The sequence below is a fragment of the Candidatus Glassbacteria bacterium genome, assembly GCA_019456185.1.
GTDB lineage: Bacteria > Gemmatimonadota > Glassbacteria > GWA2-58-10 > GWA2-58-10 > JAJRTS01.
In genome coordinates this window covers 1-15,348 of sequence record VRUH01000010.1, presented here as the reverse complement: position 1 = coordinate 15,348, position 15,348 = coordinate 1, and the positions used below count along the sequence as shown (strand labels likewise).

12 protein-coding genes are annotated in these 15,348 nt (G+C 60.4%); 8 read left to right on the top strand and 4 right to left on the bottom strand.

Annotated features, from left to right (window positions below):
• The first annotated feature begins 31 nt into the window (after window positions 1-31).
• The 3 genes from FVQ81_05560 (at window position 32) to FVQ81_05550 (ending at window position 2,876) form a co-directional block, all read left to right on the top strand.
• Window positions 32-331: a hypothetical protein gene (locus FVQ81_05560; GenBank protein MBW7996035.1), complete on the top strand. Its 300-nt coding sequence runs from the start codon at window positions 32-34 to the stop codon at window positions 329-331.
• Window positions 332-427: 96 nt separating this feature from the next.
• On the top strand, window positions 428-2,011 hold the full coding sequence (locus tag FVQ81_05555) for a hypothetical protein (GenBank protein MBW7996034.1): 1,584 nt from the start codon (window positions 428-430) through the stop codon (window positions 2,009-2,011).
• Window positions 2,012-2,075: 64 nt separating this feature from the next.
• Window positions 2,076-2,876, top strand: a complete 801-nt coding sequence (locus tag FVQ81_05550) for a response regulator (GenBank protein MBW7996033.1) — start codon at window positions 2,076-2,078, stop codon at window positions 2,874-2,876.
• A gap of 60 nt (window positions 2,877-2,936) precedes the next feature.
• Here the strand turns inward: FVQ81_05550 and FVQ81_05545 are convergent, their stop codons facing one another.
• Both FVQ81_05545 and FVQ81_05540 read right to left on the bottom strand, forming a co-directional pair.
• Window positions 2,937-3,938, bottom strand: coding sequence for a Gfo/Idh/MocA family oxidoreductase (locus tag FVQ81_05545; protein MBW7996032.1), 1,002 nt, complete (start codon window positions 3,936-3,938; stop codon window positions 2,937-2,939).
• A 31-nt stretch (window positions 3,939-3,969) separates the two neighbouring features.
• Complete coding sequence (locus tag FVQ81_05540; protein MBW7996031.1) at window positions 3,970-4,164, bottom strand: hypothetical protein; 195 nt, start codon at window positions 4,162-4,164, stop codon at window positions 3,970-3,972.
• A gap of 231 nt (window positions 4,165-4,395) precedes the next feature.
• Between FVQ81_05540 and FVQ81_05535 the strand changes: the two genes are divergently transcribed.
• Together FVQ81_05535 and FVQ81_05530 are read left to right on the top strand one after the other, a co-directional pair.
• Window positions 4,396-6,105: a hypothetical protein gene (locus FVQ81_05535; GenBank protein ID MBW7996030.1), complete on the top strand. Its 1,710-nt coding sequence runs from the start codon at window positions 4,396-4,398 to the stop codon at window positions 6,103-6,105.
• Between the two features lie 247 nt (window positions 6,106-6,352).
• Window positions 6,353-8,443: a sodium:solute symporter family protein gene (locus FVQ81_05530; GenBank protein ID MBW7996029.1), complete on the top strand. Its 2,091-nt coding sequence runs from the start codon at window positions 6,353-6,355 to the stop codon at window positions 8,441-8,443.
• A gap of 71 nt (window positions 8,444-8,514) precedes the next feature.
• Here the strand turns inward: FVQ81_05530 and FVQ81_05525 are convergent, their stop codons facing one another.
• Entirely contained in the window at window positions 8,515-9,063 is a 549-nt protein-coding gene (locus tag FVQ81_05525) for a hypothetical protein (GenBank protein MBW7996028.1), read from the bottom strand.
• A gap of 585 nt (window positions 9,064-9,648) precedes the next feature.
• The gene (locus FVQ81_05520; protein ID MBW7996027.1) at window positions 9,649-11,307 is read right to left on the bottom strand and encodes a glycosyltransferase family 39 protein; all 1,659 of its coding nucleotides are present in this window, start codon (window positions 11,305-11,307) and stop codon (window positions 9,649-9,651) included.
• A 157-nt stretch (window positions 11,308-11,464) separates the two neighbouring features.
• Here FVQ81_05520 and FVQ81_05515 point away from each other — a divergent pair, with 157 nt between their 5' ends.
• Genes FVQ81_05515 through FVQ81_05505 form a run of 3 tightly spaced genes read left to right on the top strand, consistent with a single transcriptional unit; the run spans window position 11,465 to window position 15,267 of the window.
• Window positions 11,465-13,294 carry an ATP-binding cassette domain-containing protein gene (locus tag FVQ81_05515; protein MBW7996026.1) on the top strand — a complete coding sequence of 610 codons (1,830 nt, stop codon included), beginning with the start codon at window positions 11,465-11,467 and terminating at the stop codon, window positions 13,292-13,294.
• A 7-nt stretch (window positions 13,295-13,301) separates the two neighbouring features.
• Window positions 13,302-14,462, top strand: coding sequence for a glycosyltransferase (locus FVQ81_05510; protein MBW7996025.1), 1,161 nt, complete (start codon window positions 13,302-13,304; stop codon window positions 14,460-14,462).
• Window positions 14,463-14,502: 40 nt separating this feature from the next.
• Window positions 14,503-15,267, top strand: a complete 765-nt coding sequence (locus FVQ81_05505; protein ID MBW7996024.1) for a DUF3108 domain-containing protein — start codon at window positions 14,503-14,505, stop codon at window positions 15,265-15,267.
• Window positions 15,268-15,348: the final 81 nt, after the last annotated feature.

Here is a 15,348-nt window from a genome sequence, read left to right as displayed (position 1 = left end):
GTTTTAGTTGGTTCCTTATCAGGAGGGAATAATGTCTGAGACCAGTAATCCCGGGGAACTGCTCGAGGCTGCGGCAAAGGTTTTGATCAGATGTTTTTGGATGGGTGTAGTTATCCTCCTTTTTTGGGGCGTGACGATCCTGCTGGCTAGAGATCTTGTTTACAGCGTTCACAGCACTATTTTTCCAATGTCACCGCAGCAGTTCTATGCTATCCAATACGTGGGACTATCATTTACAAAAGTGTGTGTTTTCATCTTTTTTTTGCTGCCTTATATATCAATAAAACTTGTGCAGAGAAAATTAAGTATCGGCCGTCCGGTTCGGCGCTGAAGGCGGCGCATAGCGCGGTGTAGCTTGTAAAGAAGGTTTGCCTTCCCGTACCGGTTTATCCTGTCAGAACAGCTTTATGTCCCGAGGAGTTATCTTATGCCTAAAGTACTTATCGCCACTAAACTTAACCCTGTAGCCACCGAACTCCTCACCGGAGCCGGCCTCGAGGTGGAGGTCAGCCCGGGCCTGGATGAGGACGCGCTGGCCGCCAAAATCCCCGGATTCGAGGGCCTGATTGTCCGCAGCGACAAAGTGACCCGCAAGGTGATCGCCGCCGCCGACAGTCTCCAGGCCGTGGTCCGCGCTGGCACGGGGGTGAATACGATCGATGTGGCCTACGCCACGGAGAAAAACATCCAGGTGATGAACACGCCCGGGGCCAACAGCAACAGCGTGGCCGAACTGGCGCTGGCCTTCATGCTGGCCGCGTTCCGCCGTCTGCCCTACGCCGACGGGTCCGTAAAGGCCGGGCGCTGGGAAAAAAGCAGCCTGATGGGCAACGAACTGGTCGGCAAGGTGCTGGGTATTGTCGGACTGGGCAATATCGGTTCGCTGGTGGCGGCCAAGGCCCGCGGTTTCGAGATGCGGCTGATCGGTTTCGACCCGGTGATCAGCGAAAGCCGCGCCGGGGAGATCGGAGTGGAACTGAAATCCCTCGAGGAAATTTTCGAGCAGGCGGACGTGATCAGCCTGCATATCCCGCTCAACGACAAGACCCGCGGGATGATCGGAGCCGAGCTGCTTTCGAGGCTGAAACAGGGAGCGCTGCTGGTCAATACCGCCCGGGCCGAGACTGTCGAGCGTGAGGCGCTGCTCACCTTTCTGAAAGAACGCGACGATGTCCGGCTGGCAACCGACGTGTTCTACGAAGGCGATGTGGAGGGCGACAAGGACCTGGCCGCGATCGGCGACCGGCTGGTGGGCACTCCGCACCTGGGAGCCAGCACGGTCGAGGCTAATCTCCGCGCGGCCCAGGCAGCGGGCGAGGGGATGCGCGATTTTCTGGTCAAGCGGATGGTGCGTTATCCGGTCAACAACCTCGAAATCCCGCCGGACCTGCACCCCCGCTTCCTGGAGCTGACCCACCTGATCGGTCAGATCGCCTACTACAATATCGGCGGGGACCAGCCCCACGAAGTCAGGATTACCTGCTACGGCAGGCTGAACAGCCATATCGACCTGCTGACCTGCTACCTGCTCAAGGGCTTGATGGATATCTACCACAACGAGGTTATCAGCCCCGGCGACGCCGAGTCAACCGCGCGGGAATACGGGATCAACGTGGTCAAGCGCGTACCCGACGACACCAAGGGCTACGGCGAGAGCATGACAATCGACATCCTGAGCAAGAAAGACGAGTACCGCGAAACCAGTATCCGCGGCACGATCACACAGGAAGGTGAACTGAAGATCAACCGGATCGACACGTTCCTCAATGTCGACCTGGTGCCCAGCGGTCACATGCTGTTCACCTACCAGAAAGACCGGGTCGGCCTGATCAACGAAATCAGCTCGGCACTGTCCTCGGGAGGGATCAATATCCTCAATATCCGGTTCACCACCGACAAGAAAGGCAATTCGGTGGCGGCGATTCAGACGGACAAGGAGGTGGGCCGGGATATCTTCCAGGCGATCAAGAAGGCTGTGTCGCCATACAAGTCATTCATGATGAAGGTCTGACCGGCGCCCGGCCTCACGCCGGGTCTAGCGGCCGGAAAACGTGCCAGTCAGAGACAGGTAAGCCATGAGCAGACGAAACAGGTACAGGAAGAGCGGCGGTAACGAACGCCGTCAGGACGCATCCCGGCAGGACCAGCGGAAGAAAAGCGGCGGCGGCCAGGGTGGGCAGAAGGAGCAGAAGTCCCGTCACGGCGGCGGCCAGGGTGGGCAGAAGGAGCAGCAGTCCCGTCACGGCGGCGGCCAGGCTGGGCAGAAGGAGCAGCAGTCCCGTCACGGCGGCGGCAAAAAGGACCGCGGACGCGGCGGGAGCAGCCTCAAGGCCAACATGGTGATCCTGGTGGATCTCGACCACGATTACGTGGAAATGGAGTCCAAGGCCGTGGTCAACTATGTCTCCGGCTACAACCCGATGGGCTTCACCGATGCCGGCCGGGCGATAAACTACCTGAGCAATCCCCGCAACCGGGGACGGATCGGGCTGGTGATGCTGAACGTTGACCTGACAGATCAGCAGGATGGCGAGGGTGTTACGGAATTGATCGACATGCTGGCAGCCGATAAAAATGCGCTGCTGGCCGTGGTCAGCGAAACCAACAGCGTCGAAAAAATGGAACAGGCGCTGGCTGTCAGGGCCAACGGCCTGCTGACCAAGCCGTTCACCATCGAGCGATTCGTCCGCTTTGTCAAGGGTATCCTGCGTACGGGCGAGAGTTTAACCTGGCAGTGCGAGGCCTGCGGGAAAGGTGTGATCGCCGAGCAGATCGACATGCTGAAAATGAAGCCGATCAAGTGCTCCGACCGCGAGTGCGGCTCCAGCGACCTGCGCCAGATCAAGTTCCCGCCCGAATCCGGTTCCACGGGCTAGGCAACGGAAAAAGGGTGGACCGGCCGGTCCACCCTTTTTACCTGGCAGCTTTTTCTTCGCTTAGTTAAACTCCGCTTTCCCCCCGCTCTGCACGCACTCGCCGATCTCGATCGACTGGAGGCAGTCCTCCAGTGCGGGCGAGGGTATTTCTTTGCCCAGCACGCAGTTGAGGAAGTGCTCGTTCTCGCCCAGGAAACCGGTGATCCGCAGGTTGTCCCTGAACACCGGTGGCCAGACAGCGTTGTCCTGCACCGAATGCCGCTCCCGTCCCTCGTAGAGACTGAGCCTGCCCGGGTAGTCGATAGTCCATTCCAGCGGCGCATCCAGCATCAGGCACCACCCCGGCCCGTGGACAGTATAGCGCTCCGCTTCCAGCCCGCTCTCGGGCAGAATGGCCAGGTTCGCCCGCGCGCCGTTGCGGAACTCGAAATCCACCAGGTAGCTCGGGGCCTCGTTGCCGTCGGCCTGCCACTTGTTCGTGCTGACCGAGGCCACGTCGCCCAGCAGGTAGCGCAGCAGGTCGATTGAGTGAACGCCCGTACCCAGGGCGAATTCCTGCTCCGTACGCTTGTGACGGAGCATCCGGGCAGTGCAGGCGTTTGCCGGTCGGTCCCGGGCGGCCATCCGGTCGACAATCTCCCGGGCCTGACGGGCCAGGGGCATGAACCGCCTGTTGAGCGCCACCACCGCCGGTTTGCCTGCTTTCCTGCGCTCGGCTATCAGTTCCCGGACCCCCTGTCCGCTCCCGGCGGGCGGTTTCTCCAGCAGCACGGGCAGCTTGCGGCGGATAAACTCCGCAGCCACCTCCTGCATCACGGCCGGCGGCACAAGCACCAGGGCGGCGTCCAGGCTCTCGGCGGCCAGCATCGCGCCGTAATCCGTATAATGCGCGGCGAAGCCGAACTCTCCGGCGGCATCGGCAGCCCGCTTTTCGTCCGTATCACAGACAGCCGCCAGTTCGAGGCTCTCGAAGCTGCTCTTGAGTTTCACCAGTGACGGGCAGTGATAGGTTGTGCTGATGTATCCTGCGCCCACTACGCCGACTCTGAGCTGATCCATCATTCCACTTCCGTTAAGCCGGATATGAGCATCCTCAGCCGTTTTGAGCGATGAAGAAGCTTATCGAGCGATTGTAAGTCCGTTCCTGGCTGTCGGTAAAGTAGCAGGCGGGCAGCTCGCCGTTGCGCCGGTGGTAGGCCAGGCATTCGCAGCATTTGCCTTTCCGCGGGCAGGGTTCGTAACTGCAGTTGCACATCGCCAGATTGTCCCTCTGATTGTCACAGGCCATCGGATTTTCCTCCTGCCTAACATTGCGTAGCCGTAAACTGTCTCTGGCAACCTGATAATAATTCTGCAATTTAAGCGCTCGGGCATTGGAGATCAACAGCAATTACCCTGCTGGAAAAACGGGCGCGGCAGTGTATTACTTGCCACTGCTGGGCAGGGGTTGTACATTCCAGACGGCCAATCTGTACATCTCCCGCCCTTAACTCATCGTGCCATCAGCGGAGGACCGGCATTGGAGCATCTTCATCTCGGCGACTGGATGATGATCGCGATCTACGGCGTGCTGATGGTGGTGATCGGTTTGTACTGCTCCCGTTACGCTAAAATCGGGGTGAACTATTTCGCCGGTGGACGGAGGATTCCGTGGTGGCTCAGCGGGATCAGCAGCTGGATGGGTGCGTTCAGCGCCTACGTGTTCGTGGGCCTGGCCTCGAAAATGTACCAGGTGGGGATAGCTGCGCTGTTCCACTTGCTCTACGCGATGAGCTTCGCCTGGCTGGTGGGGGCCGTGGTCTGGGCCGCGCGCTGGCGGATGACCGGCATCATCACCGTGCCCGAATACATGGAAAAGCGGTTCAACCTCGCCACGCGCCAGGTGTTCGCCTGGATTGTCACCCCGTTCCGGATTGCCGATGACGGCGTGAAATGCTACGCCACCGCGCTGATCATGGCGTTCGTCTTCGGTATCCCGGCCTGGCAGAGCATTGTCGGTCTGAGCCTGATTACGATCGCCTACACGATGGTCGGCGGGCTGTGGGCGGTGATGATTACCGACATGGTCCAGTTCGTGATCCTGATCGTGGTGATCATGGTGGTCGTGCCCGTGGGGCTGGCCAAGATCGGCTGGCTCGGCGGGCTGATCGAGGAGTCCCCGGCCCATTTCTTCGACTTCTTTCACTCCGGCACGGCGTTCAACGACGAGTTCACGGTCTGGTATTTCATCACCATGTGGCTGATGCACCCCTTCCTCTACAACGGCAGTTTCACCCTGGTCCAGCGTTACACAACCGTGCCCACGCCCCGCGATGCGCGCAAGAGCGCGCTGATGTCGATGTCGCTGGGGTTGCTGTTTTTTCCGCTGCTCCTGCTGCCGCCGATGATCAGCCGGGTGCTCTACGGCGATGCCCTGATGGGCAGCACCACCCTGATGGAAACCAGCTACATCAAACTCTGTGTCGACCTGCTGCCGGTGGGGATGATCGGCGTGGTGGCGGTGGCGATCATGGCCGCCACCATGAGCGCGCTGAGCGCCGACTATAATATCTACGGGGCCGTGCTGACCAACGACTTCTATCACCGGCTGATCAACCGGAACGCCAGCCAGCGGCGGCTGGCGGTTGTCGGCAGGTTCAGCACCCTGTTGGTGGGCTCCCTGGCGCTGCTGGTGGCGATGCTGGTCGAGAGTTTCGGCGGGGCGTTCGATGTGATGATGACGATCCTGGGCCTGATCGCCGGGCCGACCACGATTCCGATCCTGCTCGGGCTGTGGGTGCGAAAACCGCCTGCCGCCGCCGCGATTGCCGCCGTGCTCAGCGGCGTGGCCTTCGGCGCGCTGGCCAAATGGGCCTGGGGGTTCAACTACGCCGCGTTCGTACTGGGCAACATGAGCGTGACCGCCGCCGTGTTCCTGGCCTGGGGCATGGTCAGCCCGGTGGCGGGGACGGCCAGGGAAAAAGTGGATCGGCTGTTCGATGTCGAACTGCATAAATCCGGCGCATCCTGGCGGATCGATTCCGGAGAGTCCGCCGGGCCGGCTCCGGAGGGCAGCGACAAGGTACCCTCGCCGTTCGCCATCAGCGGGGTGATCCTGGGAGTGCTCGGTATCGCGCTGGGGACCGTGGGGCTGTTCGCCGGCTCGGGACGTTCGCTGGCGATCGACGGTATTGTCTCGCTGGTGCTGATTATCACCGGCGGGCTGATGATCATGCGTGGCAGGAGATAAAGGCGAAGGCAGGAGACAGAAGTCAGGAGAAAGACAAAGACTGAAAAAGCAGGGTTCGGAAGAGAATCCGTACCTGGTACTCTCTTTTAAACAGCAGCAGCATACAGGTACACAAAAAGTCTTTATGGGATACGAGCGCTGTTTCGTTTTTATGCTGACTCATGACTGCTCGGGAAAACCCTCTGAATCCTGGGATTCGTCCTGAGTTTATCGCTGACACGGCACTCAATCGACCACCGGAGCGTGCATGCACTGGCTTGATTTCACCGTAATCGGCGTTTACATGCTCGGCGTGGCCGGGATCGGCGTCTGGACCTCGCGGATGATCCGCGGCACGGACGATTATTTCCTCGGCGGCCGCAGTTTCGGTAAGGTGTTCGCCATCTTCCTGCAGTTCGGCACCGGCACCAGCAGCGACATGCCCGTCTCGGTCAGCCGCGAATCGTTCCGCAACGGGATGAGCGGAATCTGGGCGGTGCTGCTCTGGCTGTTCATCACCCCGTTCTACTGGATTATCGGGCCCTGGTACCGCCGGCTGCGGATGGTTACTATCGGGGATTTTTTCGCCGAACGTTTCCAGAGCAAGGCCCTGGGTGCGGCCTACGCCGCGTTCAGCGTGTTCTATTTCATGTACTATATCGCAATCGGCCTGACAGCGGTGGGCAAGACTGTCGAGGTGATGACCCCGATCCCCGAAAGCTCGTATAGCGCCGAACAGCTTGCCTGCGTTGAGGCCTACCGCAACTATGCCGTGCTCGAACGGGAGTTCGAGGAGGGACGGGAGCTGGGCGAGGGGCAGCTTGAAGAGCTTGAGCTGCTGCGAGAGCAAAACCAGGCCGGAGCGATCCAGAGCCAGTTTTCATATCTGGACAGCCATACGGTGGTGCCGGCTATCGCGGTGGTGATCCTGGTCTACGCCATCCTGGGGGGACTCAAGGCGGCGGTGATAACCGACTTTATCCAGGGCGTGCTGATTATCGTCCTGTCGTTTATCATCATCCCGTTCGGCCTGCGCGAGGTCGGCTGGTTCAGCGGCCTGCACCAGCGCGTACCGGAACACATGTTCAACCTGCTGGGCAGTCAGCAGACCAGTGATTACAGCCTGCTGTTCATCGTTTCCATCGTCCTGATCAACCTGGTGGGGATCGTGGTCCAGCCGCACATGATCCAGGTCTGCGGCTCGGCGCGCGATGAGACCGCGGCCAGGGTGGGACTGACCTACGGCAACTACCTCAAGCGCCTCTGCACGGTGGGCTGGGCGCTGGTGGGCGTGATCGGGTTTGCCCTCTACGCCCACGAGGTCTCGGACCCCGACATGATCTGGGGCTACACTACGCTTAAACTGCTGCCGGTGGGTATCGTGGGGCTGATGATCGCGGCGATGCTGGCGGCGATCATGAGCAGCGCCGATGCGTTCATGGTCAGCGGCTCGGCGCTGTTCACGATGAACCTCTACCGGCCCCTGCGTCCGGCCAGCAGCGACAGCCACCTGGTCTGGGTCGGCAGGATCACCACCGCCTTTATCATCATCGGCGGCGTTGTGCTCTCCCAGCGGCTGCACAGCGTGATCGAACTGCTTAAGTATATCTGGACCCTGCCCGTGATTTTCGGGGCGGTGTTCTGGCTCAGTTTTCTCTGGCGCAGGGTTACGCTGCCAGCCGCCTGGTGCTCGGTCGTCTTTACGCTGCTGTTTTCGTTCGTTCTGCCGGTGGTGCTGCCGCTGTCGGACAGAGTGGCCACGCGGGAATCGCTGCTGGAGGGAACCGCGCCTCAGCAGGTGGAGGTGCTCGTTGGGGCTGACAGTTCCGATGTGGCCGCCGGGCTGGCGGATAAAATCGGTGAATTGATCAACAAGCAGGGCCCGGTGCCGTCCACACCGATTTTCTTCCGGCAATTGCGGACAGGGCGGGATGGCGGCATGCGGGGCGAGGGGAAATTCCGCACCGGCGTCTGGCTGCTTACCGTGCTGGGGGCCGATTTCCGCAACGCAACCCGGGCCACGCTGGAGGCGGCTACATTTCTGATGGACGCTGTCCTGCCGTTTATCGTCCTGTTCGTGGTCAGCCTGCTCACCGCCCCGGTTGAGCCGAAAGCCCTGCAGCGTTTCTACTCCAGGGTGCACACGCCGGTCCATGCCGATCCCGAACTGGACCGTCGCGAACTGGACGCCTCCTACGCCGACCCGGAGCGCCACGCCGGCCGGATCTTGTTTCCCGGCACGAACTGGATGATGTTGCGGCCGGACAGAGCCGATATCCTCGGATTCGTTGCGGCGACAGTCGTGGCGGGGGCGATAGTGGGTCTGGTGTTCCTGGTTGCGGGTATAACGTGGCCGTAAAGGTCTGGAGAATTACGCGGCAGTTATCGTGAGGCGATCCTCAGAGGCGGGAGGTGGCGTATTGCAGCCGATCAGGAATTGATAAGTCTTTCCTTGCTCTTGACCACTTCCCGGTTGTATTCCAACTCGCTTTCGGCCTGGCTGATCTTGAGCTGCAACTGGTTGATCTCTTCTTCGTTCTGCATCACGGCCTTACCAAGATTGTCCACTTTACCCTGCAAATCCTGGGCTTCGGCACTCAGTTCGGTCAGTTTTTCCAGGTTCAGTTTCAGACGGTTATTCAACAGGTTCAACTCCTCGCTATGCGCGTCCTGATCGATCGCGCGCTGAATCTCCATCTTATTCTCTTCAACTTCCTTAAGCTGCTTGGCGACCTGGATCAACTCTTCTTTTTTGGTGGCGTGGTAATGCTTGTTGTTGGTAAGCTGGTTTTCGATTTCGTAAAGGAGCTTGCGCAGGGTGGCTAATTTGTCGCGGCTCTCTTCGAGGTGGCGCTGGGCGGAGAGCAGCTCCATTTCCTTGCGGCGTTTGGACTCTTCCTTCTTTTTCTGGATCAGCAGGCCCAGAAACAGAATCGTGCATATTCCAAGAACAACCGCGATAGAATAGTAATAAACCATCCGGACAGTTCCGTGCACAAGTCGAAGTCAAAAGGAGGGATGGGTACGATAGCGAAGGCGTGTACCCTCTGTGTTTGATATAATACGCCAAGATCAAAGGCAAGTCAAACAAAACTTAGCGCGGAGCGTTGCGGACAGACGGTTTGGAAATGGAGATAACGTTCCCCATGAAAGGGGGAAGGTAACCGGGACGATATCGGTGATTCAGGCGGCACCTGTATCAGAGCACGAAATCGTTGAAAAACTCTTTCTCGTTGAAAGTAGCGGTGATATCGTCGTCAATCAGCACCATGATCTTGCCGTTTTTGCGTTCCAGGACGGTCACGACACCGAATTTGGTATCGATTTTATCGTCCTTTTGGGCTTTTGGTGAAGCTGAGCGCGGCATTTGAGCCTCCCGGATAATGGGTTTTGACCGTGAGCAAGTTATGCAACCCATATTTAAGCAATTTACATACCAATCCGGCCCGGACCGTACATCTGATGTAATGACCAATTATTTATACAGATAGTCTGACTGGTTTGTTCGGATATTCGGGCCTGGATCGTACCTTTGAGGAAAAAAATACCTTCGCCGAGGGGCGTTCAGCGCAGCAGCAGAACCAGCGCGAGGTCTCCCTCGACACCGGCGGTCAGCGACCCGCCGGTACCCTCCAGCAGTTCCCGGAGGTGCCTGGTGCGGGTGATTACGGCCGCCGGCCTGCCCAGTCCGCTCAGGGCGCCGGCTTGCAGGTCCTGGAGTTCGTAGTATGCCACCGTGCGGCGGGCGTAAAACGGGATTGCGGTCTTGCGGTAACGGTATGCGGCCAGGCTACCGCTGTTACCCAGCCAGTCACAGGCGCGCTCCACCAGTTGTTTCTGCGGTTTCTGACGGTGTTCGCTCACCAGCGGAAGCACTCCCAGAGCCAGTACGAGCGAGAAAGCCGCCTGGCCGGTCACGGCGGCGCCAAGTGCCGAGTGTAACCGATGTTTCTTTAACAGGATCAGTGCGGTCAACGGGCCGGCGACAAGCGCCGCTGCGCACCACGCCGGCAGGCCGCCCAGCGGAAACGGCGCCAGGTCTTTCGGCCCGAACAGCAGGAACCCTCCGATTGCGGCAACCAGACCGAAAGTCAGGGCGGCGGGAATCCACAGCGATCCGCCCAGAGCGCCCTCGCGCCTGGCCCGCTCACGCAGCCCAGCCAGGTAAACCGCCAGCAGGATCGCCAGCGCGGGGTAGGCCGGAGTGACATAGGTAGGCAGTTTGGCCCGGGCGATACTGAAAAATCCGATAACCCCCAGCGCCCACAGTAACGGGAACAGCCGTGGATCGCTGACCCGGCGCGAGCGTACCAGGCTGACTGCTGTTTCCCGCATGGGAACGATTACCGCCTGCGCCAGGAAAAAAGTCCAGGGCAGCACGCCGAGCAAGACTACGGGGACGTAATAATAGAAAGGCTCCACGTGCTGGCCGCCGGCGGCCACCTCGCCGGCGAAGCGCTGGAGGTTGTGCCTGATGATAAACGTGCGGAAAAACTCGAAATCGCTGCGCAGGGTCACAGCTGCGTACCACGGCAGGGTTGTCAGGCAGAACAGCGCGAAGCCCGTGAGCCACGGCACGTTACGCAGTTTAGTTATGATATCCCCGCTGAGTGCGATATACGCCAGCGCGACTGCACCGGGCAGGACCAGGCCGACCGGTCCTTTGGTCAGCACGGCCAGGGCGCTGGCAAACCAGGTTCCGAGCAGCCATAATCTCCGCCGGTTTCTTTCCGGGTGCCCGATCCCGATCACGAACGTCGCGAGGGTGGCGGTGATGAAGAAGGCCAGGTGCATGTCGGTCAGCGCCATCCGGCCCAGACCCACGAACTGCAGGCATACCGCCAGGATCGCCCCGGCCGCCAGACCCGTACCGGAGCTGAACAGCCGCCCGGCGGCCAGGCATGTCAGCAGCACCGTACCGGCGGCGGCCAGCGCCGAAGGCAGGCGCGCGCCGAACTCGCCCACGCCGAACAGCTTATACGACGCTCCGATCAGCCAGTAGGTCAGCACGGGCTTCTCGAACCGGTACTCGCCGTTGAAATACGGCACCACCCATTCGCCGGTTTCGACCATCACCCGCGCTGTCTCGGCATACCGCGGCTCATCCACGTCGAACAGCAGGTATCCGCCCAGGTTCGGAACGTAAAGAGCGGCGCACAAAAGTAGCAGCGCCAGGTAGCGCCCGCGGACAAGCAGGCTGGAAACACCGCCGCCGAACGGCATCGCACCTCCGGGTGTATAACAGTGTTGTCGGCTGGTGCTGTGAAAATAGCAGAGCCGCGCGAGCAGTGTCAATGAACGCCGGTCAGCTTGACATTGATAACCTCTGCGGGTATATTGCACAAATTCAGTATCTGTCGAATTATCAGGGGATTAGTGGATGAAAGAGTATTTCCGCCTGCTCGGATATCTCAAGCCTTACTGGCTCCTTCTGAGTTGCGCCGTGGCCAGCGTGCTGGGCTTCGCCGCGCTCGACGGGGCCACCATGTCGCTGGCGATCCCGCTGCTTAACGTCCTGTTCGGCAGGAGCGAGGACGCCCCGTCAACAAACTCCCTGCCCGAGAGTTCGGGGTTGCTGGGCGGCGTGGAACAGTGGCTTGACCGGATACAGTCGCTGATCCTCTCCGGCGGTCCGGCCCAGGCCCTGCAGCGGATCGTGGTGCTGATCGTGGTGCTGTTCATGCTCAAGGCCGCGTTCGATTACCTCCAGCGTTATCTGAGCCGCAGCCTGGAGCAGCTGGCGGTCCGTGATATCCGCAACCAGATGTTCGACCGGCTCAGCGAGTTGTCCCTATCGTTCTTCCAGCGCAACAAGACCGGCCAGTTGATCAGCTGCATGAGCCACGACGTCAACAATGTCCGCGCCGTGCTGACCGACAGTTTCTCCAAAATCTTGCAGTCCTCGGGACTACTGCTGGTCTATATCAGTATGCTGTTGTGGCTGAGCTGGAAGCTGACCGTGATGGCCGTAGTGCTGATCCCGCTGATGGCGCTGCTGGTGGGCTGGGTGGCCAGGAAACTGCGCCGCAAGAACCGCTGGCTGCAGAACGCGATGGGTGAAATCACGGCGGTGTTCCAGGAAGCGATCAGCGGAATCAGGGTGGTCAAGGCGTTCGGGATGGAAAAATTCGAGCGCGGCAAGTTCCACGGCCTCACGAGCGGCTACTATCACCAGTACATGCGGACCAACCGCTACGCATCGCTGAGCAGCCCGCTGACAGAATCCCTGATGTCGCTGGCCGGGGGAGTGTTCCTGCTCTACGGCGGCCGTCAGGTACTGGACGGCTCGATGAACGCGGAGCATTTCTTCCTCTTCCTGGTGGTGGCCCTGCGCCTGATGTCGCCGGTGAAGGCGCTGAGCAACTTCAACGACATCCTCCAGCAGGGATTGTCTTCCTGCGAACGGATTTTCCGGATTGTCGACAGCCGGCCGGATGTCACCGACGCCCCGGATGCCCTGCCTAAACAGTCGTTCGACAGCTTGATCCGCTACGAGAACGTTTCGTTCAGCTATCTGCCGGATACGCCCGTGCTGAAGGATATCGAGCTTGAAATCCGCCGCGGCGAGGTGGTGGCGGTCGTGGGACCCAGCGGCGGCGGCAAATCGACCCTGATGGACCTCCTGCCGCGCTTCTACGACGTCGGCGGCGGCAGGGTCACGCTCGATGGGGAAGATATCCGCCGCTACCGGATCGCCGACCTTCGCTCGCTGGTGGGGATTGTCACCCAGGAGACAATCCTGTTCAACGACACGGTGCGCAGCAATATCGCCTACGGCCTGGAAGACACGCCGCTGGAGAGGATTGTCGAGGCGGCAACAGCGGCAAACGCCCACGAGTTCATTCAGGAGATGGACGACGGCTACGAAACTGTGATCGGCGAGCGCGGCACCCGGCTTTCGGGAGGCCAGCGCCAGCGGATTGCAATCGCCCGGGCTATCCTGAAAAACCCGGACATCCTGATATTCGACGAGGCCACCAGCTCACTGGACACAGAGAGCGAACACCTGGTCCAGCAGGCGATCGAGCGGCTGATGCAAAACCGCACCAGCCTGGTGATCGCCCACCGGCTCAGCACGATCCAGCACTGCGACCGGATTATCGTGATGGACCGGGGACGGATAGTTCAGTCCGGCTCCCACGACGAACTGATGGCTTCCGACGGCCTGTACGGCCGTCTGTACAAACTTCAATTCCAAACCGCAAAGTGACGGGAACGTGAAACCACAGATCTTTTTCTATATCCCGGTGCGTAACGAAGAGGAAACCGCCGGTGTACTGCTTTACCGCCTGATGCAGTCCATGCGCGAGGTGGACATGGAGTACGAGGTCCACCTGACACTCGATGGCTGCAGTGACGATTCAGCCCAGGTAGTCGAACCATATCTGAAAAAAATGCCGCTTCTGGTGACGCATCACCAGAGCCGCAGGGGTTACAGTAAGTGCCTCAAAGATGCGATCCGCAAAATCAGCGGTACCAGCCAGAATCCCAAGCGCGATTATTTCGTGGTCCTTGACGCCGATTTCTCGTTCGACCCGGCCGAACTCAAGGAGATGGCTCCCGGGATCGAGCGCAACGTGGTGCTCTATGTCCCGGACCGGATCAACGCACCCGGCAACAGGCTCGGAGTGGCCAAAAGGATCGCCAACCGGCTGGCGGCCGGAATTCTGCGCAGGCGCGGTGCCAGATTCCCCGCTAATATCGACCTGCTGTCCACGGTCAGGGCCTGCCGCGTCCAGCATCTGCGGCGCAACATGCCGCGGATGGACGCTTTCAGCATGCTGCCCGCCGCTACTCCCCCGGCCGTCTCCGGCGCGATGCTGTATCTGGCCCTGCAGGATAACTCGAGAAAGACCGAGATCCTGGAAATCAGGGAGCAGAAAATGAGCCGCCGACCCAGCCGGTTCTCCCTGCTTGGCGTCCTGAAAAGGCTGATGTTCGGCCCTGCGGTGAAGAAAGTTATCGAGCACTTCGAGCGCGGAGGGCGAGAGGGCGGAAGAGACCGCTCCCGCGACTATCGCAGGAGCAGGCGCGGCTCAGGCGAGCCGGGCCGGCAGGAAGAGACCCGTACCGGCTCACGACGGTCCCGTGGCGGACGGTCCCGCCGGAGAGGCCGGCGTTCCGGTGGCGGAGGAAAAAGTCAGGGCGGAGAAGATTCCGCCCTGAGCGATCGGGACAGACCTTCCTCTGGCGGCGGCCAGGGAGACCGGAAAGCCGGTGGCGGGGCCGCGGGCAAGGCGCAATCCGGCGACAGCGGACCCGGCAGCGGAGGACGTTCGGGCGGCAGGCGCTCGCGCCGGCGGAGACGACGTCCGAATAAACGGACTCAGGGCTCGTCTAACTCCTCACCGGATCAGGGATCGAAAAGCTCTGAATGAGTCCTTCGGGGACGGCTCGAGGTTAGTGACGGAGTACGTGATGAGGAAAGCTGCACTTACATTGCTGGCGGCGGCGCTGCTGCTGACTGCCGGTTCAGCATTCAGCACTGAGGCGGATTCTGTCCCCAGGGTGCCCTATTCGGTGGGCGAGAAACTGGAGTTTTCGATCAACTGGACGGTGGGCAATATCGGCACCGCCTGGATGCACGTGGCCGGGATCGACACCTTCCGCTCCGAGCAGGTCTTCCGGATCGAGGCCGGGGCCAATTCCAACAAGACTATCGATCTGTTCTACCCCGTCCGCGACCGGTTCACATCGCTGATCGACACCGATGAGCTGTACCCGCACAAGTTTATCAAGCGCCAGAAAGAGGGCAGGCACGAGGAGAACCGCGAGTATGTCTTCCTCCAGGACCAGTTGATCCGCTTCGACCTGGTCAGGGGAGACACAGTTGATATCGTCCCCCAGCAGCAGGACCAGTTGTCGATATTCTACTACTTCCGCACTCTCGACCTTCAGGTGGGCCAGGGCCTGCTGCTGGAGAATTTTGTCGACAAGCAGGGCAACCCGCTCAAGGTGGCGGTCCAGCGCACCGAGTGGGTCGAGGTGCCGGCCGGACGGTTTTTCTGCTTCGTGGTCGAGCCGTATATCAAGAGCGGCGGCCTGTTCAAGCACAAGGGCAACCTGCAAATCTGGATCACCAGCGACAGGCACCGGATTCCGGTCAAGGTCAGCAGCCAACTCAATTTCGGCAAGATTGTCGTCCTGCTGGAAAGGTACAAGCTGGGTAAGGGCGCGGGCTGATGCCCGGCTTCTCACCGCAACAAAATCCGACCAGCGAGGTCAGCCTTGACCAGCAAATTCCGCCGTCTGGGCCGCCCGGTG